The organism is Providencia sp. JUb39 (genome assembly GCF_012272845.1).
Lineage (GTDB): Bacteria > Pseudomonadota > Gammaproteobacteria > Enterobacterales > Enterobacteriaceae > Providencia > Providencia lanzhouensis.
In genome coordinates, this window is the sequence record NZ_JAAWXD020000001.1 from 2,412,381 (window position 1) to 2,430,577 (window position 18,197).

Sequence of the window (18,197 nt, forward strand, 5' to 3'; positions counted from 1 at the left end):
TAATTTATTACTTACTTCGTTTTGTTAATGAATCTATAAGTGAAGCTAACTGTTCTAAACCATCGAATGTTGATGGTATATTATTTTCGTTTAGCTGAATATTTGAAAAAATAATATTTTCAAATTTATCTAACGCTTCCCTATTATCCTTACTTTTAGAAAAATCAGAGTAATTATCAACAAACATACACAGATTCATTCTTAATTTTATTTGTGTGAGCTCTGTTTTAATTGAATTATAATTCTGAAGTGCGACTTTAAAAAAATATAGTAAAATAATGGTTAATGCCGAAACCCCAAGATAATGCATCAGATTAATATCAGTTAATTTCGTTGAAGACTCAGATGATACTTTAATTCCCATAGGTAAAAATGATGCAATAGCCAGCACTACAAGGACGACTAATGACGCCCATCTCTCCTTATTTTTAGATGTATAGAAATCCCTATAAGCACCTGTTAAACCAGCAAAATTATAGCCAGAAACGACTCCATCCAGATACTCTCTAAGAGTAGTTATGTGCTTCTCTTTTTCCTCAATATACTCATTAGTTTCTTTCACTTTACTCTCAAATAAATCAGAGATTATTTTTTCTTTACCTTCGATAGATTCGAATTTAGTACTCACTTCATCTTTAATTTCTTGAATGCTCTCAAGTGTTGAGTTAATTTCCGTCGTCTTGCTTACACGCAAATTAATTTCAATCAATAACTTTCTAATAAAATAATATTGTGATTGATTAAATATAAAATCCAATTGATCGAAGACAGCCTCCCCCCATAAATGGAAAAGAGATTCAAATTTCTTCGGCTCTTCGAGTAACCTCGCTAAAAATACATAATTATACCCATCAGGAATCCTTGAAATATATTCTGAAATATATCTCAACATTAGAGAGTATGAAAGCATAATATCCTCACTGGTTTTGTATTCAATGGGAAAATTTATATCACCAGTAATTGTACAGGTATCATCTAAACTAATATACATTTTACCTACAAGCTCAAACGTGCCTTTTATTTTAGAAAAAAATTGTCGAGACAACTGCTCATCTGAATTATTATCAAAGATAAATTCAAATGAATCATCGTTACTAAGTATATCTATTATTGCACCAATGCTAGATATGTTATCTTTTAAACGAGTGGTCATAACTGTTCATTCCCTTTATATTTATAAATGCATATTGTGGGAATAATACAAAAAACCTCGAGTTTAAGCGAGGTTTCATTCTATAAGTTAGGTAACAACGTATTCACTCTTATCAGATTGGCACCTAAAATTCGTAGAATAAAGTATGTAGCCACACCCAATAGCAGACTTCTCAAGACCCCAATAGCAGCCCATTGCGCCGATGAAAAACCATCTAATAATTGCTTTAACCAGTAAACGTTGAACCTGTCGAAGCAGCATCGGAGGCGTCAGTCGTTAATTTATCCATATGCATATACTCCTTCAGAGTGTCCGATATTTAGTTAATAGAAAGTCACCAGCAATAACAGCTAGAACTGAATAGTTGGCAGACGCAACTCCGCCTTATGCGCAGCTATCTATTTCTCTACATGGGGTTTTCGATAAATTCATGAAATACTGCTCGCCAATAAACTTTGTATTTGGAATCGGTGAGGAAACAACGGAATGACCAAGAGAGGCTTAATTTCTTTTTTGCTTTACCAGATAACTTATTACACAGATTAATAAATAAATTTTTCATTTTTTCTTCAATAAAAAAGGTCACCGAAGTGACCTAATATTTTGAAATTAAGTTATTGGAGTCATTTACCTAGGATACTTTGTTCCAGATAAAATCGTCACTTTGTAATTTATGTGAGCCATAATGCACTTTATAGCCATTACCTAATAACGATGCTCTCAATTCCGCTTGAGTTTTAGTAGCATGTACGCTATCAAGATGCCACGGGTTATATTTAACCACTCCCCATCCCAAAACTGAATTTATATTGTCTGGGTCTGGCAGTAATTCACTATCTACAAACATATCTATTTCCTTTATTGGGTACCCAGAGATAGATTATTGTATTTACTGCTAACTAGCTAATGACTTTAACTGAGATATCTGTGGCGTCACTATCACAATGAGTGGTCACAATGGCTACCTCACTTGAAATACAATCAATATTGTATTTTTTGTTAAATTTAGTATCCGACTACCGTTAAAGGTATCTTGTACCAACAGATTACCTTGTTGGTATATCTCAAATGAAATTACCCATTAAGCTTAGTTACGGTGACTAGGATTTTTTCACTCGATACTTCTCTTAAATAGAAAAAGGCATACGCTATGCGCAGCCCTTGGAATATTTTGTTGTTGAATTACTACCTATACTTAAAATGATAGTAACTAGTATTTATCGTTTTTTTTCAAAAACGCTATTCTCAGCTTGCATATTAGTCATGCATTCAGGACAACTAACAACAGTGCTCGCAGTCATGCTTTCAACTTTCTGTACTGCGCCATATTCACCAAAATAATAACCAACATAAGCAGCATTACTGTGTTGAATAAGTTGCGGGCATACTTTTTTATGTAATACGACTATTCCATCGCGATCACTTTTCGTTAAATAATAATCCATAACGCCCTACCTTATTCTTTTCCCCGTTATTTCAACCTAGCAAATAGACGGCTTCACATCAATGAATAGATCTAACGCAGATAAATAATTGGAAGAATATATGAGTAGGTACTCAGCATTCGCGTTATCCACAATGAAAAGGTAACTCCTAGCTTTGCGGGTCGATTTAAAGAGTGGCAGACCTACCATTTAAACGTTATAGAAAATAAATAAAACGTACCGACCGACTTTATGGATTACTTTGTACTTCACTCTTAACCTTTGGTAGCATTAATAATTACCCTTTAAAAACAGGATAAAGAGTATGCGTAAAAACAAAGCTATATTAGTATTTTTTATTATCGCCTTAGTAACAAGTTGTTCATCGAACACTAAGCCCCAAGCTAAACCAGATACTTGCGTGATAAAGATGGATACTCCCGAGGGTAACTTACCGGGTAAAATAGAGCAATTCAGTGGAAATGGTCCTGAATGTAAAGCGATTGAAAGAGCTATAGATAAAACTATCTAGCATATGAATTAGACAGAAGATGGCAAATAGAGCTTTCATTATTGAGAAAGCAAAAAACCCCGCAGATGCGAGGCCTTAAATTTGTTTACTGCCTTGCTTGTACAGCTTCGTGCAGCATATACGAAAACTATAACTTTATCGGCAAAATAGTCAAGGCTTATTCACTATAATGATACTTATGGTCGAATTCGTCACACATTGGGCGATATAACATAAACTCGGCAACACTTAACCACGCCTTAACTCTGTCCTGATATGTACGAAGGCAGTAACGCCTTTCTTTATCACAAAGCTCCAGCGCAATTTCATGTTGAGATTTTTTATAAACATAATGCTCTTTTAGAATATTCAATAAACCAGCATCCGCATTCATGACCTCACAAATGACCTTATCCATTTTTCCACCTTCAGCATCCGAGCAGAACCACATGCTACTTAGTGTTTTTTTGTCCTTAAACTCTTCAAGAAACATCAATAGCGTTTCTTTGGATAGCCCTGAAGTTCGCATTCTTTTCATTGCGTCTCTTAACGCTTTTTTGGTGATTGTTGGCTCTTCCAATAACTGATTAAACATTCCCGCTGCACTAGGAACCTTGCTAAATGCTGCCCATCTTCCCCACATTTTTAAACGCCCACGGATCCACACACTTTCCAATGTACGTAATTTTAAATGTTCTTCGCCTTTACCTGTAGTTAATGGATAAATCACTTAATACCTCTTTAGCAGACCGCACTCTGCATTAACCAAATACGCCTAGACCGATAGAGCGATCTAGAAATTTAAATAACAAAACTAGCTGGCCACCGTTTTCTTGTTCCCACCCTTTCGGATCCTTATGTAATTCACTGTGGTGAACCCGACATAATGGGATAGTAAACAAGTCATGAGCCTTTGTGCCTATGCCACCCTGCCCGTAGCCGATAATATGATGAGCATCGTCAGCTGTGGCGCCACAAACACAACACGGCTGTGATTTAACCCATTGCAGATATCTCACACTCTCCCAGCGCTGAAGCTTTGGTAATTTCATAAAGCTTGCTGGTGGCTCAGCGTCTATGGTTAAATTTAATACAGGTTTTGATACCAGTTCACCATTCACCTCGTCACTGAAGTTATGTTGAGAAGAAGAGATTAAACCCGAGGGTTGATGCTTTAATTCATCAGGTAATGTCGTGATCAGCATTCTGCCACTAAACATACCTAGGCTCGCTCCTGGTTTAAACATCACTGCCTTCACTTCTGGAATGATGATGGGAGTTAATATCCACTGATGAATCATGCCGATTTCCCCCCTTCTGTATTAAGAGGGCGTATCTCAATTTCAAACCGACCACCCTTGACTACTTCACACCATTCAATGATTGCACGCCTAACCTGAACATCATCACTCCAAACACCCGCATGTGTTAATGCATCAAAAGGCGCTTTCAAGTAATTATCGATATCCATTCGGCGCTTTGATGGTGGATACATCTTCACAGTGACAGATACATGCTCAGTGATTGCTTTCGGTCTTCTACGTAATTGCTCATAGATGGCTGCAGCTGCATTTGCCCGGAACGCGCGCCCTTTTGCACTGATCAGAGTTTTACCGTTGATATTCCGCCAGCAAGCGTTAACACTTGGAGGAAATGGTAGTGTTAGAGATATTGAGTTACTCACTAATTACCCCCTTATTCCATACAATTACTGCCATTGGTTTATCATTAACATCGGGGCCTTTAGCGCCACAGCTATGACATCTGACATAGAACCATGTTCTATAACTATGACTTTCAACTGTTGTGTCAGAACTATTGCAATAACGGCAAGGCTGGATTTCTGGCATCTTGTCTTTCATGCTCTAACTCCCGCCAGCAATTTATCTAGTTGTTTAAGCAAAGGACTTCCCATATCGCCGATGTAAGCTTTTTCAACAACTCTCATTTCACCCAAAGAGTCCGTTTCTTTCTTTTTAGAGCGCTCTGCTGGCATTTCAACTACAGGTTTTACTTCTACCCTTTTCACTCGCCTTGCCGCCTTTCTCGCTTCCAGCTTTTCAGCCTTCAGTCTTTCAGCCTCTAACTTCACAGCCTTTAATTTCGTTACCGCATAAGGATCTACTCTATAACGATTTTCAGGGGTCACCTTACCGTTATATTTACCAATTAATTTCACGCACCCAAGTTCAACCATTACCTTCAATAATCGACGTGCAGTGGCATTGTGAATAGCGCATCCACTCGTCAATGTTTTGACAGTGAAATTATCGTAGCTACGCATCGCCTTGATCAAATCAATCCCTTGTTGATACATGTAATCTTTCACGCAGCCACCCCCATCTTTTTAGCTAACCACTGCGCTTGCTCTATGAATGCTTTGCCGCGCTGCTCTAGCTCTTCACGATTGATGTAATCAAATGCTTTGCCAGTCCAAGTTTTATCGAAAACAACAATTGCTCCGGCGAAAAATGCCCCGGTAGGTTTTTGTTTTTCATCAGCAGGGTTAAACCACTTAGGAACGTCGAAACCGATACGCCCACGAATAAAGCAGATGTGATCCGCATTTTGTGGCCACCAACTTTCACTTGTTGCTGCTTTCAATAAAAAGACATAACGACCGCCCTTTTCACGCATCGCTGAAGCGTAATTCATAATGTGAATAACACCTGTGATGGCCTGTTTATCGTGATATGAAGGTCTTGAATATGGAGGGTTACCAAATGCCACACCGCCGATTTCTTTTAGCTTTTCCGACCAATCTTGAGTGAGCGCATTGTCTTCTGCTGTGTAAAAATGTGGGGCTTTGTTATTTTCACCATCAGTAAATAAATCCAGCGTGAATGGTCCATAGATTGCGTTAGCGCCGTACACCAGGTTTTCGGGAGATTGCCACTGATCCCCAATCTCATTAAGTTTGTGAGTAGGCTTTGACTTCAATACATTGAGTTTTTTAACATACTCGCTCTGTTCTTCTTCCTGTTCGCATAGTAATGGCTCGCATGATTCACTGCATGAACCAGCATCATAGCCACCAGCACCACGGATAGTTGCCGCTATATCATCACGAGAATGATCCGCAAACATGGCAATAATGCCTTCGAGTGAATTATTACCTCGATACATGATTTTATTTTCTTGTTGGCGGCGTTCTACAACACGAACAGATTTATCGGTAATTACATTAAGGAATTGCTGGGCTAGTTCTGGTTCATCACGAGTTGCTAAAGCAATTTTATTAATGCCTTTTTTAACGCAGAAAACGCAATTACCTAAGTGTTCAGGTAGGTCTAGATCGAAAGGTTGTTCAGCCCACCAGTCAAGAATGTCTTGCTTCTCAACATCACTGATATCCGCCAAATATGAAACGCCTTCACGCTCTTTTAGTCGTTTTGGCTCATCAGCTCTAATGCCTAGCCATGTGTGGTACTCACCGTAAGTTTCTGTACAGTAACGAGTGAAAACCTCTGTTTTCATCGTTCGAGTACAAAATGCACCATGAACGTATGGAGTGCCGTATTTGCTGCAAGCATCTATCCACGGTTGTAAGTCATGCCCAATGTCATCAACTGAAATAACTTTGTAGGTGTTGGCTTTTCCAAGTTCCGGATCAATAACAAGTCGCAGGCAAATAAGGTCAATATTCCAGTTTTTGGCAACATTACGGATAAATTCATAGGTTTTAGGATGTTCCGCACCGGTATCCATAAAGACATGTTTTATTGTTAAATTTTCTTTAGCGGCTTTTCGTTCAAGTAAATGGACCATAAACGCTGAAGTGCGACCACCAGAAAAGCTTGATACATTAATCATCAGATGGCACCCCTCTCGCTGCTTGTTCTGCTGCCTGTTGCCAAATACCTGCCCATGCCTTGCGTCCAACAAAATCACTCATTCGACGTACGCCTGATTTACCTGCTAACTCTGCTGCAATTTCTTCGATGCGATTTCGAGGCTTAGAATGTGAGCCGATGATGCGAGTGAATGCCTCATCACGCTGAACTTGGTCGATGGAAACTTTTTGTTCACCCGCTAAACGGAGGGTTAAATCATCCCACTGGGTACGCAGTGTTCTTGGGCACTGAACGTTTTTCTTCCAGAACTCATCATGGCTAACGCGTTTGTAGAATTGGCAAATCTCTTTGTGGGTGCGACCGTCTTGGCTAACCATCAAGCGAACATCGTTAGCCCACTCAGTGAAATTTGGCTCTTTCGGCTCTTGCAGCCCAAGCTCTTTGAAAACTTCACACTTGCGACCAAACAACCACTCAGCACACTTGAGGTCATCCGCAGATCCCCATTTCTGGAAGTTAGGGCTGTAAATCACTGCCTCTGGGTAACGATTTAAAAAATCAATTTTAGGCTTGTCGCTGGATTCGCCAGAATTCTGCGACGAAGAGTTAGTTACTGATGGATCTTGTTTTGAAGTTACTGACGGATCGCCCCCAGATTCTGACGGGTCAAAACGATTATTTTTGCTCGATTCTGACGGAACGGATTTTGATGCAACAGATTTTGACGCGTCAGGATTTGACGTATCAGATTCTGCTGGTTGAGGTAATGCGGCTCTCGCTGGTGAAGCTAATTTATTAACATTAAGCTGATAGATATTGCTCGCATTACGGTTGCCTTTGCGACGCTTTTCTCTCGATAACCAGCCATCTTTTTCTAAATCTTTGATGGCGGTACGTACAGTGCTTTCACCCGCACCAATTTGGCGGGCAATCGTTGGCACCGATGGCCAGCACACGCCCTCATCGTTTGAGAAGTCAGCGAGACGAGCCATGATAGCAACTGAGGTTATCTTCAAACCTGCTGGCGCACAGCCATCCCAAACATAACTTGATAGTTTTACGCTCATACTTACTACCTACTCGACTCTTGTGAATTCATCTTTAAATTTGTACAAAGGGGCGAAGCATTCATGCTCATAGCCGTCACGCAAGTATATGACCCACTGCTTTTCTCGCTCATAACGTATGACACGAACACGAATACCGCGCTTATCCAGATACACCCGATTAAGATTATTTGGGTTTTCATTAGACATGCGCCTCGCCTTTGCTATTGAAATAAAAGTTAGCCCAGTCGTTTCTCAACTCAGCGATATCTACCAATTGCTGCTCAGTCTGGTAGTTGCCAGAGGTATCTGCTGAAGTTATGATTTCTACATATTGAAACGGACCACTTTTAGAAGCTGGTAAGCAGCGGAATTGCTTTTTAGCTCTGATTTGGTTTAAACTGCTCATGCTAATTACTCCACAAATGTTTTTAGCGACCCCGACGCCTCGGACCGCATATCTGGGGCGTCAACCTTTCTAGCTATGCTCATCATTGTTTAATCCCATAAACGCTTTCTAAAGAACCCACGAAGCCCAGTGCGTAAGCAAAGACTTTCTCCATTTTTCTGTAGATAGCTGTAATTTCATCTGGTGTTAAAACGCCGTCAGAAATACTGTCTTTGATTAAAACGCTTAACGCCCCCTGCATTGCCCCCAAACGCATTTGAATATCGAACAATTCAACTTTGTCTAAGCTTTCAGCTTCAATTTTTACTGACGGGGTAATCCCGTGGCGTTCCATGTGATAAGCCACCAGCAACTCAGTACCGGACAACTCTTCAATCGCTTCCAGCTCATCAATTTCAAAAAAGCGACAGCCGTTTTTCTCATACAGCTTGTTGTTGAACGTTGTTTCAGAAATACCCAAAGCACCCGCCATCGCTGAACGACCACCCGGGAATGCCTTACACATCTCTTTCACAACTTCTTTTAGTGTTTGTTTGCACATATCTACAATTCCGTTGTTTTGTTTGTAGTTAACTCTGTTAGTTGGTTTTGTTATTGTTTGCCTGTTCCAATTAATTCATAAAGGTCTGGTCTTATTTCATGAGGTAAGACTGCATTGTTGGTAGCTTTCACAATAGACATAACCAATCTTGCATCTACACCGCCACCATGAAGCCATCGCCAAACCGTCGGCTGGCTCACACCACACAGGTCAGCTAATTTTTTTTGTCCCCCAGCAATATCAATTGCTTTTTGAATTGCTTTGTTTTTCATTTTTTAACCCTTTTAGTATTGTTGTGAGATAAATAATAGCAATGAGTATTAATTTATACAATAGCAATGAGAATTTGATTTTTAATACGCATGACTATAAATTCGCATTCATGAAAACGACACTGTCTGAACGCCTCCAAGAGGCTATGAAATATAGGGGTAACATGACGCAAGGTGCTTTAGCTGAAGCATCGGGTGTTGCTCAGCCCACAATCTGGCGCTTAGTGAATGGAAAAGCTAAAGGATCGGTAAAATTAGTTGATATAGCTAATGCTCTTGGCGTGAATGTTGATTGGCTGGCAAATGGCATCGGCGAAATGGAAGGCCCTAATAGCGAACAAAAGTTTAGACTAGATAAATCTCTTAACATTTCAGTTTGGGATGAGTCTGGCGAAACTGATGATTTCGTCATATCCCCTATGGGTAAGCCATTACCATCTTATCGTGCGTATGTACTGAGCCGTAATACTGGGTGCGCTGAGGCACCGAACGGAAGTATTGCTATCGTAGATACTGAGATAACACCAGGAACGGGGGATCTGGTTATAGCACAGGTTAACAATTCTATTTCTGTATATAAATTTTTAGATGGCGGTAGTCACGGCTTCCTATCAGTTGATGATAACAGAGTGCCATTAATTGAGTTATCCTCTGCACAATTTATCGGTGTTGTCGTCTTTCTTGTTCGTGATTTCAGAAGGTAGCTTGTTCTTTCTTTTTGACTAACAAGCACCTCTCTATACTCACCAGCTCCATTCCTCACCAAAACTATCACCATCGTCTCATTCCTCTCGAATATAACATTATAGCTTTTGGTTGCTTACTGTATATTTATACAGTAAATTGTTTTATACTTTATATTCTCAGGTAAAATTTGCAAGAATTATTCTATGTTAATTCTAATACCCTTTCGTATTTTATTGAAAATGAAAAAAATAACCTCTTAGATTTCATTACCATACACATCACACCAAAATATATATAATATACCCATTGCTATATCTAATACTCATTGCTATATTCACCTTATCAATACAAACGACTAGGTGGGTACAATGCAAACCAATTCAAATGAACCAATCGTAACCTTTAGCGTGCCAATGTCGCAGGAAGATGCGCAGGCATGGATCCTTCAAAAGGCCGCTGAATTTAAAACGCTAGATTCGCTTAAGGCTAAACAGGCTCTGTACGAGCAAGAAAAAGAAGATCTGCAGCGCAAGATAGAAAAACTCGATGATGAAATTTTCGAGCAGGCCGAACGCTGTAAAGTCACTATTAGTGCATAGTTAATTTGATTTTGCGAGGTGATTAGCATGTCCAAAGTAACAAATGAAAGCGCTGGCAATATTATTGAGCTAAAAGTCAATGGCGCCGCGGTGTGTTACTTAAACACTAATGGTGCGGTCGCTGCTGATTACTTATCATTTATCGCTAAAACTACTGAAACCTTAATGTTGGATAGAAATTCGCTAGAACAAGAAGCTAATGCGTTTGGAAAAACCACCCAACATCAATATGGCGCATTTTCCGCAATTAAAGATCCCAAAGGTCTTTAATAAAAGAATCAACACGTATTTGGGAACTACCTTTTGAGAGATCTAGAAAGCGATTAGCAACATCATCAGACAATTCGGTGTTCCATTTATCAAAAGAATGCTTTGGAAAATACTCAGTAAAAATACTTTGCACCGCATATTCACCACCTTTTACGTCAGTGATCATATTGCATTGATAAAGACATTTAGAAATTAAGGTTGATTTTAGCATTTCAAATTCTCTTGGTTGTGTAGGGCTACCAAGAATACCACAGCCGCCTGATGTGGCTAAGTTAGTTCAGGTTCTCATTATCATCTCTATTGGTGTTTTAGTTATTGATAATTTTTGGCGGTGCCATGCCGCCTCTTTTTCTAAATATAAATAAGACCATTGGCATCAGTCCATACGGGTAAATATGTACTTAATTACTGCCAGTGGTCTTATTTATATTGTGGCTAAAATATACTTAATCTGTATGCGGCAGAATGTGGAGGTAATTATGCAAATGCTAACTTTGGAGGAATGGGCGAGCGAACGTTATAGAAGTCGCCCTCCTCGACTGGGGACATTACAACGCTATGCTAGGAGTGGCTTGTTCTATCCACCAGCACAAAAAGAAGGTGGTATTTGGCGCGTGAGAGAAGATGCCGACTTAGTCGGTAATTTGACATCACCGGTTATCAATAAGAGTGATAACCCTAAATTACAAAGGATTTTAAACGATGGCTGCCCGTCCACGTAAAAATAACGTCAATATCCCTAATCTCTACCCACTATTTAGCAGAAAAGCTAACAAGGTTTATTGGCGTTATCGCCACCCTATAACTGGCAAATATCATGCCCTCGGTGACAAGAGGCTGAAGCTCGTGAAATTGCGATTGAAGCTAATAACCGGTTAGCGGAACAACGCAGCCGTCAAGTCATGGCGATCAGCGATAGAGTAGCAAGAATTAAAGGTAAAGAGATCACCGTAAACACTTGGCTAGATCGCTACTGGGTAATACAAGAAGAGCGCCTTGCTGACGGTGATATAAAACAAAACACATATAAGCAAAAAAGAAAACCTGTGGACCTAATGCGCCACTCTCTCGCAATGAAGCCTTTGCCAGCAGTTGATGCGAGAGATATCGCATCAATACTCGATGAATATAAATCTAATGGCCAACATCGCATGGCACAAGTTATTCGATCCGTATTAATCGATGTGTTTAAAGAGGCACAACATGCTGGTGAAGTTCCACCAGGATATAACCCTGCACTCGCCACTAAGCAGCCAAAACGACGGATCACCCGCCAGCGCTTAAACTTGGAAGAATGGCAAAAAATATTTGATATTGCAGATAAGCAGCATAAGTATTTAGGTAATGCGATGCTATTAGCGGTAATTACCGGACAACGACTTGGCGATATTTCAGCAATGAAGTTTAGTGATATTTGGGATGACCATTTACATATCACACAAGAAAAGACTGGGAGTAAATTAGCTATTCCATTAGCGCTAAAATCTGATGCATTGAATATGTCATTGAGAGAAGTTATTTCAAGATGTCGTGACCGCGTTGTCAGTCAGTATCTTATCCATTATTTCCATACAACTTCTCAAGCAAATCGCGGTGAGCAAGTCACAGCAAATACAATAACCACAAATTTTAAAAAAGCGCGAAATAAAACTGATATTGATTGGGGTGAAGGAACGCCAGCTTCATTTCATGAACAACGTTCTTTGTCTGAAAGGCTCTATCGCGAGCAAGGGATAAACACTAAAGATTTGCTGGGTCATAAATCGCAAAGAATGACCGATAAATATAATGATGACCGGGGTAAGAATTGGGTGAAAGTAGTTATTTAACGATCACTATTTTGATTGGTTTTGATAATTCGTTTTGATAACTTTTTGATAACCGTTTCAAATGTTACAATAAAAAACGGGAACTATTAAGTTCCCGTTTTTTATCACACTACGTAATAAATTACATGTGTTTGATGATTGCGTCGCCGAATTCGCTACATTTCAGTAATTTAGCGCCTTCTAATTGACGTTCGAAATCGTAAGTTACAGTCTTAGCCGCGATTGCGCCTTCCATACCTTTAACGATTAAGTCTGCCGCTTCAACCCAACCCATGTGGCGCAGCATCATCTCTGCGGACAGAATGATAGAACCTGGGTTTACTTTATCTTGGCCTGCGTATTTCGGTGCGGTACCGTGAGTCGCTTCGAACAGCGCGCATTCAGAACCAATATTTGCGCCCGGTGCAATACCGATACCACCAACTTGTGCCGCTAATGCGTCAGAAATATAGTCACCGTTCAGGTTCATACACGCGATAACATCATACTCTGCTGGACGCAGCAGGATTTGTTGTAAGAATGCATCCGCGATAACGTCTTTAACGATGATATCTTTGCCAGTTTTTGGATTCTTGATTTTAACCCATGGACCGCCATCGATTAATTCACCACCGAATTCTTCTTGTGCTAATTGGTAACCCCAATCTTTAAATGCACCTTCAGTGAATTTCATAATGTTGCCTTTATGAACTAAAGTCACTGAATCACGGCTATTATCGATAGCATATTCAATCGCTGCACGAACTAAACGTTTTGTACCTTCTTCAGAACATGGCTTGATACCAATACCGCAATCTTGTGGGAAACGAATTTTCGTTACGCCCATTTCGTTTTGCAGGAATTTGATCACTTTATCTGCTTCTGCACTGCCCGCTTTCCACTCAATACCTGCATAGATATCTTCTGAGTTTTCACGGAAGATCACCATATCTGTGAGTTCAGGTTGTTTAACTGGACTTGGTGTGCCTTTGTAGTAACGAACTGGACGTAGGCAGATGTATAAATCAAGCTGTTGACGAAGTGCAACGTTGAGGGAACGAATGCCGCCACCTACTGGTGTGGTTAATGGGCCTTTAATAGAAACGCGGTAATCGCGGATTAAATCGAGAGTTTCTTGCGGTAACCAAACATCTTTACCATATAACTGAGTGGATTTTTCGCCGGTATAAATTTCCATCCAAGAAATTTTACGCTCACCGTTATAGGCTTTTTTAACTGCTGCATCGACAACTTTTAACATTGCTGGAGTGACATCAACCCCAATACCGTCACCTTCAATGAAAGGGATAATTGGGTTGTTCGGAACGTGTAATTTACCTTTTGCATCAATGGTTATTTTAGCGCCTTCTGCCGGAACTACTACTTTGCTATCCATTAACCTCTCCTTCACTTGCGTATTTTGCTTGTTAATTTTTTGTAAGAGACCTGTCAATACTACTGCAATCTGCGTCGAACGCCAATGATTACTAAGCTAAGCTTTTATACAGATCGCATTTAACGCATTATCTCCGCGTCCAAACACTCAATAAAATCAAAACAAATTCAATATAATCATGATATTAAAAAAAAATGTTAACACTCTAAAAAGTTAAATACTAAGCTAAATCACAACCTAAATACTGAACGACCTTATTCCATAGCTTATCTAAAATACCTTATCCAAACATTCGTACTGCTCACAGAAATTAATATATTCTCATATTATCTTTATGATTTAATAGATTTAATAGATTTAATTAAATTATTCGCACTTAATGGTTTTAATGCACGTAAACCGAAATCGCATTGATTTTAAACAATTTTAGATTGTTGCTAATTTGATTGAATTCTATCTAGATAAATAATGAAACACCGTAATAGATTAAGAAAGATAAACTTTTATTTATTAAAAATATAATTATTAATTCAAGATAATATGAAAGGTGAATATATGGAAAAGTTATCAGACTTAATCAATCTCAAACAAAAAGCATTTTCACAGCATCCTTTTTTTCACAATCCTATTAACCCATCGTTACCCATCAAGGAGTCACTGGCGTTCTTACCCAAAATAGCTTTCTTTATTTTGACGTTTGGAGACATTAATAAATACATTCTTCCCTTTGAAAATCCTCAAGATGATTTAGAAATTGCGGTGAATAATCATGCGTTAGAAGATTCGGATCATTGGTATTGGTATATCGATGATCTCCGCACATTGCGTATGAATGAGCCACAACTTTTTACGGATACCTTAGTATGGTTATGGTCGCCACAAATGGAAGCTAACCGTAAGCTCACCTATGAATTAATCAGTGCCATCGTCAATCAACCCGCTAAAATTCGCTTAGCTGTCATTGAAAGCATGGAAGCAACGGGGCGCGTATTCTTTACGTACATTAATCAAATCGCTAAATTATCTCCTGCGCCACTTAAATATTGCGGTGATCTTCATTTGACTCACGAATCTGGTCATGCGATGGGCAGTGATGCAGAATTAATTGATACCATTAATTATACGGATGAAGAACACATTCTTTGTGTGCATTTGATAGAGAAAATATTTATCGCTTTCTCTCGTTTTATCGATGAAATAAATCAGTAAGCCATAAGTCAATATCCGATAAATTAAGGGAGAGCTACCTGCTGATTGCTCGTATCCCTCCCTTAAATAACCAACCAAAACAGCCTTACTTTATCGCCAAAATATCGCTATTCTATTGCCCATTACATGAATGACTCTCAATAAAAGTATTATGAACGCACCTAATCGCAAGCATACTAAGAAAACTGCACCACATTCAAAGCAACGTCGTTCATTGGCAACGAATTCATCTTCTCGCGTGGCACGCCCAACCCAGCCGCACAAAGTGATTATTTTCAATAAACCATTTGATGTACTCCCGCAATTTACGGATGAGCAAGGGCGGGAAACGTTAAAAAACTATATTCCCATCTCTGATGTTTATGCCGCTGGGCGTTTGGATAGAGACAGTGAAGGTCTGTTAGTCCTCACTAATGATGGAAAATTACAAGCTCAGCTTACCCAACCACAGAAAAAAACAGGAAAAATCTACTATGCTCAAGTAGAAGGTATCCCCGATGAAATCGCCCTCGCAAAATTTCGTCAGGGATTAACCCTAAATGATGGACCTACCCTCCCCGCAGGCATCGAGTTAGTCAGTGAGCCAGAATGGTTATGGGTACGAGTTCCACCGATCCGTGAGCGTAAGAACATTCCCACATCTTGGTTAAAGATCACGCTTTATGAAGGAAGAAATCGACAAGTTCGTCGAATGACTGCCAATATTGGTTTTCCCACATTGCGATTAATACGCTACGCCATGGGAAATTTTACGCTCGATAACTTATCTTCCGGCGAATGGAAGGAGGTCACTGTTGTTTAAACCCAATGTTACTGTTGCCACCATTGTCCATGCCCAAGGGCGTTTTTTAGTGGTCGAAGAGTGGGTGAATAACAAACCCACATGGAATCAACCCGCAGGACACCTTGAAGCCGATGAAACATTAGTGAAAGCTGCCACTCGCGAACTGTATGAAGAGACGGGCATTATTGGCGAACCGCAGGCATTAATTAAAATTCACCAGTGGATAGCCCCAGATAAAACCCAATTTATTCGCGTCTTATTCGCCCTTGAACTGGATGCCCCTTGCGAAACCCATCCCCACGATGATGATATCAGCGCTTGTCATTGGGTTAGCGCAGAAGACATCCTGACTAGCCAATGCCTTCGATCCCCTTTAGTTGCCCAAAGTATCCGCTGCTACCAAGAAGGTACTCGCTATCCTTTGAGCGTTTTGGCCGCCTTCGGAGAGCATTACGAATAACATTATTCTCCTAACGCTGGTGCAACAAGGGGGCAACGTGCTAAAGTATGGGGCTTGATTTTTCCGCATTGAGACTATTTCCCATGTCAAATAACAGTACCAAATCAGATAATAGCCAAATTAAGGTCATCGTCGGTATGTCCGGTGGTGTTGATTCATCCGTTTCCGCTTACCTGCTCAAGCAGCAAGGGTATCAGGTGGTCGGTCTGTTTATGAAGAACTGGGAAGAAGACGATAACGAAGAATACTGCACCGCGGCGACTGACCTTGCAGATGCACAAGCGGTATGCGACAAACTCGGTATCGAACTGCGCACCATCAACTTTGCCGCTGAATATTGGGACAATGTATTCGAACACTTTTTAGAAGAATACAAAGCCGGTCGTACCCCAAACCCAGATATTCTGTGTAACAAAGAGATCAAATTTAAAGCGTTCTTAGAGTTTGCTGCCGAAGATCTGGGCGCAGATTATATTGCAACGGGTCACTATGTGCGTCGCCGTGATGTTGACGGCAAAAGCCAGCTATTACGGGGCTTAGACAATAATAAAGACCAAAGCTACTTCCTGTATACCCTCAGCCATGAACAAGTGGCAAAAAGCTTATTCCCAGTGGGTGAATTAGAAAAACCGGAAGTACGTCGCATCGCTGAAGAAATTGGCTTAGTGACTGCGAAGAAAAAAGATTCTACTGGAATCTGCTTTATTGGTGAGCGTAAATTCCGCGATTTCCTCGGGCGCTACCTCCCTGCTCAACCAGGTCCAATAGTCACCGTTGACGGTGAAACCATTGGTCAGCACGAAGGGTTGATGTACCACACATTAGGTCAACGTAAAGGATTAGGCATTGGCGGCACCAAAGACGGTTCTGAAGAGCCATGGTATGTAGTCGATAAAGACGTTGAAAACAATCAATTGATTGTAGCGCAAGGTCATGAGCATCCACGTTTAATGTCTACAGGCTTAATTGCTCAGCAATTAGATTGGGTTGATAGACAAACATTAACTGAGCCATTGCGCTGCGTGGTGAAAACTCGTTACCGTCAAGCGGATATCCCTTGTACAATCACCCCATTGAGCGCCGAGAAAATCCAAGTCACTTTCGATTATCCGGTTGCAGCTGTTACTCCGGGACAATCTGCGGTATTTTATATCGACGAAGTCTGCCTCGGTGGCGGCGTTATTGAAGCCCGTATTCAGGAGTAAATGTGGCTAAAAACTATTACGATATCACGCTAGCCTTAGCGGGTATCTGCCAAGCAAGTCTGATGGTACAAAAGCTCGCTCATGAAGGCACCTTTAATGAGCAAGATGGTAAAACCATGGTCAATAGCCTGACCAACATGAATCCATCCACCACACTGGATGTATTCGGTAATGACGAAGCGAATTTAAAAACCGGTTTAACTGCCCTGCTTGGCATGTTAACCGGGGGTAATAGTGGGATCTCTGCAGAGATGACCCGCTATATGCTTAGCATCATGGCGCTAGAACGCCGCTTAAGCAAAGATGACAATGCCATGAACCAACTCGGTCAACGAATTGAGCAATTTGAGCGTCAAGCTAGCTATTTCGAACCGATGTCTGAAGGTGTTTTTAACGCACTCGCCGGAATTTATGTGGATGTAGTCAGCCCAGCAGGTCCTCGAATTCAAGTGACAGGCTCCCCTGATATTCTGAAAAACACCGTTGTTCAAGCCAAAGTTAGAGCCACATTGCTCGCAGGTATTCGCTGTGCAGTTCTCTGGCAGCAAGTTGGTGGAAGTCGCCTCCAACTGATGTTTTCTCGAAGCCGTCTGTCTAATCAGGCGAAACAAATTTTGTCTCACCTATAA

25 protein-coding genes and 2 pseudogenes are annotated in these 18,197 nt (G+C 40.4%); 11 read left to right on the forward strand and 16 right to left on the reverse strand.

Going from position 1 to position 18,197, the window contains the following annotated elements:
- Positions 1 to 7 precede the first annotated feature (7 nt).
- The 4 genes and pseudogenes from HFU86_RS11170 to HFU86_RS11185 form a co-directional block, all read right to left on the reverse strand.
- Positions 8 to 1,153 (reverse strand): hypothetical protein, encoded by a 1,146-nt coding sequence (locus HFU86_RS11170; RefSeq protein WP_187129275.1) that lies wholly within the window; start codon positions 1,151 to 1,153, stop codon positions 8 to 10.
- 80 nt (positions 1,154 to 1,233) lie between these two features.
- Positions 1,234 to 1,347 (reverse strand): annotated as a pseudogene (locus tag HFU86_RS20315) (hypothetical protein); the annotation flags it as partial.
- Between the two features lie 437 nt (positions 1,348 to 1,784).
- On the reverse strand, positions 1,785 to 2,000 hold the full coding sequence (locus tag HFU86_RS11180) for a hypothetical protein (RefSeq protein WP_154609787.1): 216 nt from the start codon (positions 1,998 to 2,000) through the stop codon (positions 1,785 to 1,787).
- A gap of 370 nt (positions 2,001 to 2,370) precedes the next feature.
- The gene (locus tag HFU86_RS11185) at positions 2,371 to 2,598 is read right to left on the reverse strand and encodes a hypothetical protein (protein ID WP_154609788.1); all 228 of its coding nucleotides are present in this window, start codon (positions 2,596 to 2,598) and stop codon (positions 2,371 to 2,373) included.
- A 304-nt stretch (positions 2,599 to 2,902) separates the two neighbouring features.
- Here HFU86_RS11185 and HFU86_RS11190 point away from each other — a divergent pair, with 304 nt between their 5' ends.
- Entirely contained in the window at positions 2,903 to 3,109 is a 207-nt protein-coding gene (locus tag HFU86_RS11190) for a thiamine biosynthesis protein ApbE (RefSeq protein ID WP_187129276.1), read from the forward strand.
- A gap of 157 nt (positions 3,110 to 3,266) precedes the next feature.
- Here HFU86_RS11190 and HFU86_RS11195 read toward each other — a convergent pair whose 3' ends face one another.
- From HFU86_RS11195 to HFU86_RS11245, 11 genes are all read right to left on the reverse strand, one after another.
- Positions 3,267 to 3,818, reverse strand: coding sequence for a DUF1133 family protein (locus tag HFU86_RS11195; RefSeq protein WP_187129277.1), 552 nt, complete (start codon positions 3,816 to 3,818; stop codon positions 3,267 to 3,269).
- Positions 3,819 to 3,849: 31 nt separating this feature from the next.
- A complete protein-coding gene (locus tag HFU86_RS20320) occupies positions 3,850 to 4,389 on the reverse strand; it encodes a DUF968 domain-containing protein (RefSeq protein WP_187129278.1) in 540 nt (179 codons plus the stop codon).
- Complete coding sequence (locus HFU86_RS11205; protein WP_132495214.1) at positions 4,386 to 4,772, reverse strand: RusA family crossover junction endodeoxyribonuclease; 387 nt, start codon at positions 4,770 to 4,772, stop codon at positions 4,386 to 4,388. Before HFU86_RS11205 ends, HFU86_RS20320 begins: the two co-directional genes overlap by 4 nt.
- Positions 4,765 to 4,950 carry a Lar family restriction alleviation protein gene (locus tag HFU86_RS20160; RefSeq protein WP_006661527.1) on the reverse strand — a complete coding sequence of 62 codons (186 nt, stop codon included), beginning with the start codon at positions 4,948 to 4,950 and terminating at the stop codon, positions 4,765 to 4,767. The genes HFU86_RS11205 and HFU86_RS20160 overlap by 8 nt, the downstream gene beginning before the upstream one ends.
- Positions 4,947 to 5,417, reverse strand: coding sequence for a hypothetical protein (locus HFU86_RS11215; RefSeq protein WP_132495216.1), 471 nt, complete (start codon positions 5,415 to 5,417; stop codon positions 4,947 to 4,949). Before HFU86_RS11215 ends, HFU86_RS20160 begins: the two co-directional genes overlap by 4 nt.
- Complete coding sequence (locus HFU86_RS11220; protein ID WP_132495224.1) at positions 5,414 to 6,901, reverse strand: phage N-6-adenine-methyltransferase; 1,488 nt, start codon at positions 6,899 to 6,901, stop codon at positions 5,414 to 5,416. The genes HFU86_RS11215 and HFU86_RS11220 overlap by 4 nt, the downstream gene beginning before the upstream one ends.
- Positions 6,894 to 7,949 (reverse strand): helix-turn-helix domain-containing protein, encoded by a 1,056-nt coding sequence (locus HFU86_RS11225; RefSeq protein WP_187129279.1) that lies wholly within the window; start codon positions 7,947 to 7,949, stop codon positions 6,894 to 6,896. Before HFU86_RS11225 ends, HFU86_RS11220 begins: the two co-directional genes overlap by 8 nt.
- 9 nt (positions 7,950 to 7,958) lie before the next feature.
- Positions 7,959 to 8,138, reverse strand: a complete 180-nt coding sequence (locus HFU86_RS11230) for a DUF4222 domain-containing protein (protein WP_112860049.1) — start codon at positions 8,136 to 8,138, stop codon at positions 7,959 to 7,961.
- Complete coding sequence (locus tag HFU86_RS11235) at positions 8,131 to 8,337, reverse strand: hypothetical protein (protein WP_187129280.1); 207 nt, start codon at positions 8,335 to 8,337, stop codon at positions 8,131 to 8,133. Before HFU86_RS11235 ends, HFU86_RS11230 begins: the two co-directional genes overlap by 8 nt.
- An 82-nt stretch (positions 8,338 to 8,419) precedes the next feature.
- Positions 8,420 to 8,878, reverse strand: coding sequence for a YmfL family putative regulatory protein (locus tag HFU86_RS11240; protein WP_187129281.1), 459 nt, complete (start codon positions 8,876 to 8,878; stop codon positions 8,420 to 8,422).
- A 50-nt stretch (positions 8,879 to 8,928) separates the two neighbouring features.
- A complete protein-coding gene (locus tag HFU86_RS11245; protein WP_006657725.1) occupies positions 8,929 to 9,150 on the reverse strand; it encodes a helix-turn-helix domain-containing protein in 222 nt (73 codons plus the stop codon).
- A gap of 146 nt (positions 9,151 to 9,296) precedes the next feature.
- Here HFU86_RS11245 and HFU86_RS11250 point away from each other — a divergent pair, with 146 nt between their 5' ends.
- From HFU86_RS11250 to HFU86_RS11270, 5 genes and pseudogenes are all read left to right on the forward strand, one after another.
- Positions 9,297 to 9,854, forward strand: a complete 558-nt coding sequence (locus tag HFU86_RS11250; protein WP_224120099.1) for a helix-turn-helix domain-containing protein — start codon at positions 9,297 to 9,299, stop codon at positions 9,852 to 9,854.
- Positions 9,855 to 10,205: 351 nt separating this feature from the next.
- Positions 10,206 to 10,436, forward strand: a complete 231-nt coding sequence (locus HFU86_RS11255; protein ID WP_187129282.1) for a hypothetical protein — start codon at positions 10,206 to 10,208, stop codon at positions 10,434 to 10,436.
- Positions 10,437 to 10,463: 27 nt separating this feature from the next.
- Positions 10,464 to 10,706, forward strand: a complete 243-nt coding sequence (locus HFU86_RS11260; RefSeq protein WP_222717614.1) for a hypothetical protein — start codon at positions 10,464 to 10,466, stop codon at positions 10,704 to 10,706.
- Between the two features lie 479 nt (positions 10,707 to 11,185).
- On the forward strand, positions 11,186 to 11,428 hold the full coding sequence (locus HFU86_RS11265) for an excisionase (RefSeq protein WP_154609795.1): 243 nt from the start codon (positions 11,186 to 11,188) through the stop codon (positions 11,426 to 11,428).
- Positions 11,409 to 12,535: pseudogene (locus HFU86_RS11270) on the forward strand (site-specific integrase). Before HFU86_RS11265 ends, HFU86_RS11270 begins: the two are co-directional and overlap by 20 nt.
- A 121-nt stretch (positions 12,536 to 12,656) precedes the next feature.
- Here HFU86_RS11270 and icd read toward each other — a convergent pair.
- The gene (gene icd / locus HFU86_RS11275; protein WP_187129283.1) at positions 12,657 to 13,910 is read right to left on the reverse strand and encodes an NADP-dependent isocitrate dehydrogenase; all 1,254 of its coding nucleotides are present in this window, start codon (positions 13,908 to 13,910) and stop codon (positions 12,657 to 12,659) included.
- Between the two features lie 555 nt (positions 13,911 to 14,465).
- Between icd and HFU86_RS11280 the strand changes: the two genes are divergently transcribed.
- From HFU86_RS11280 to hflD, 5 genes are all read left to right on the forward strand, one after another.
- Positions 14,466 to 15,119, forward strand: coding sequence for a hypothetical protein (locus HFU86_RS11280; protein WP_187129284.1), 654 nt, complete (start codon positions 14,466 to 14,468; stop codon positions 15,117 to 15,119).
- A 151-nt stretch (positions 15,120 to 15,270) separates the two neighbouring features.
- On the forward strand, positions 15,271 to 15,921 hold the full coding sequence (gene rluE, locus HFU86_RS11285; RefSeq protein ID WP_187129285.1) for a 23S rRNA pseudouridine(2457) synthase RluE: 651 nt from the start codon (positions 15,271 to 15,273) through the stop codon (positions 15,919 to 15,921).
- Positions 15,914 to 16,363, forward strand: coding sequence for an NUDIX hydrolase (locus HFU86_RS11290; protein WP_187129286.1), 450 nt, complete (start codon positions 15,914 to 15,916; stop codon positions 16,361 to 16,363). The genes rluE and HFU86_RS11290 overlap by 8 nt, the downstream gene beginning before the upstream one ends.
- 83 nt (positions 16,364 to 16,446) lie before the next feature.
- The gene (mnmA, locus tag HFU86_RS11295) at positions 16,447 to 17,568 is read left to right on the forward strand and encodes a tRNA 2-thiouridine(34) synthase MnmA (RefSeq protein ID WP_154603604.1); all 1,122 of its coding nucleotides are present in this window, start codon (positions 16,447 to 16,449) and stop codon (positions 17,566 to 17,568) included.
- Between the two features lie 2 nt (positions 17,569 to 17,570).
- Positions 17,571 to 18,197: a high frequency lysogenization protein HflD gene (gene hflD, locus HFU86_RS11300; protein ID WP_132495244.1), complete on the forward strand. Its 627-nt coding sequence runs from the start codon at positions 17,571 to 17,573 to the stop codon at positions 18,195 to 18,197.

Coding starts and splice junctions, on each gene's coding strand:
- HFU86_RS11170 (WP_187129275.1), bottom strand. CDS start 1,153: ATGACCACTCGTTTAAAAGATAACATATCTAGCATTGGTGCAATAATA.
- HFU86_RS11180 (WP_154609787.1), bottom strand. CDS start 2,000: ATGTTTGTAGATAGTGAATTACTGCCAGACCCAGACAATATAAATTCA.
- HFU86_RS11185 (WP_154609788.1), bottom strand. CDS start 2,598: ATGGATTATTATTTAACGAAAAGTGATCGCGATGGAATAGTCGTATTA.
- HFU86_RS11190 (WP_187129276.1), top strand. CDS start 2,903: ATGCGTAAAAACAAAGCTATATTAGTATTTTTTATTATCGCCTTAGTA.
- HFU86_RS20320 (WP_187129278.1), bottom strand. CDS start 4,389: ATGATTCATCAGTGGATATTAACTCCCATCATCATTCCAGAAGTGAAG.
- HFU86_RS20160 (WP_006661527.1), bottom strand. CDS start 4,950: ATGAAAGACAAGATGCCAGAAATCCAGCCTTGCCGTTATTGCAATAGT.
- HFU86_RS11220 (WP_132495224.1), bottom strand. CDS start 6,901: ATGATTAATGTATCAAGCTTTTCTGGTGGTCGCACTTCAGCGTTTATG.
- HFU86_RS11225 (WP_187129279.1), bottom strand. CDS start 7,949: ATGAGCGTAAAACTATCAAGTTATGTTTGGGATGGCTGTGCGCCAGCA.
- HFU86_RS11230 (WP_112860049.1), bottom strand. CDS start 8,138: ATGTCTAATGAAAACCCAAATAATCTTAATCGGGTGTATCTGGATAAG.
- HFU86_RS11235 (WP_187129280.1), bottom strand. CDS start 8,337: ATGAGCAGTTTAAACCAAATCAGAGCTAAAAAGCAATTCCGCTGCTTA.
- HFU86_RS11240 (WP_187129281.1), bottom strand. CDS start 8,878: ATGTGCAAACAAACACTAAAAGAAGTTGTGAAAGAGATGTGTAAGGCA.
- HFU86_RS11245 (WP_006657725.1), bottom strand. CDS start 9,150: ATGAAAAACAAAGCAATTCAAAAAGCAATTGATATTGCTGGGGGACAA.
- HFU86_RS11250 (WP_224120099.1), top strand. CDS start 9,297: ATGAAATATAGGGGTAACATGACGCAAGGTGCTTTAGCTGAAGCATCG.
- HFU86_RS11255 (WP_187129282.1), top strand. CDS start 10,206: ATGCAAACCAATTCAAATGAACCAATCGTAACCTTTAGCGTGCCAATG.
- HFU86_RS11260 (WP_222717614.1), top strand. CDS start 10,464: ATGTCCAAAGTAACAAATGAAAGCGCTGGCAATATTATTGAGCTAAAA.
- HFU86_RS11265 (WP_154609795.1), top strand. CDS start 11,186: ATGCAAATGCTAACTTTGGAGGAATGGGCGAGCGAACGTTATAGAAGT.
- icd (WP_187129283.1), bottom strand. CDS start 13,910: ATGGATAGCAAAGTAGTAGTTCCGGCAGAAGGCGCTAAAATAACCATT.
- HFU86_RS11280 (WP_187129284.1), top strand. CDS start 14,466: ATGGAAAAGTTATCAGACTTAATCAATCTCAAACAAAAAGCATTTTCA.
- rluE (WP_187129285.1), top strand. CDS start 15,271: ATGAACGCACCTAATCGCAAGCATACTAAGAAAACTGCACCACATTCA.
- mnmA (WP_154603604.1), top strand. CDS start 16,447: ATGTCAAATAACAGTACCAAATCAGATAATAGCCAAATTAAGGTCATC.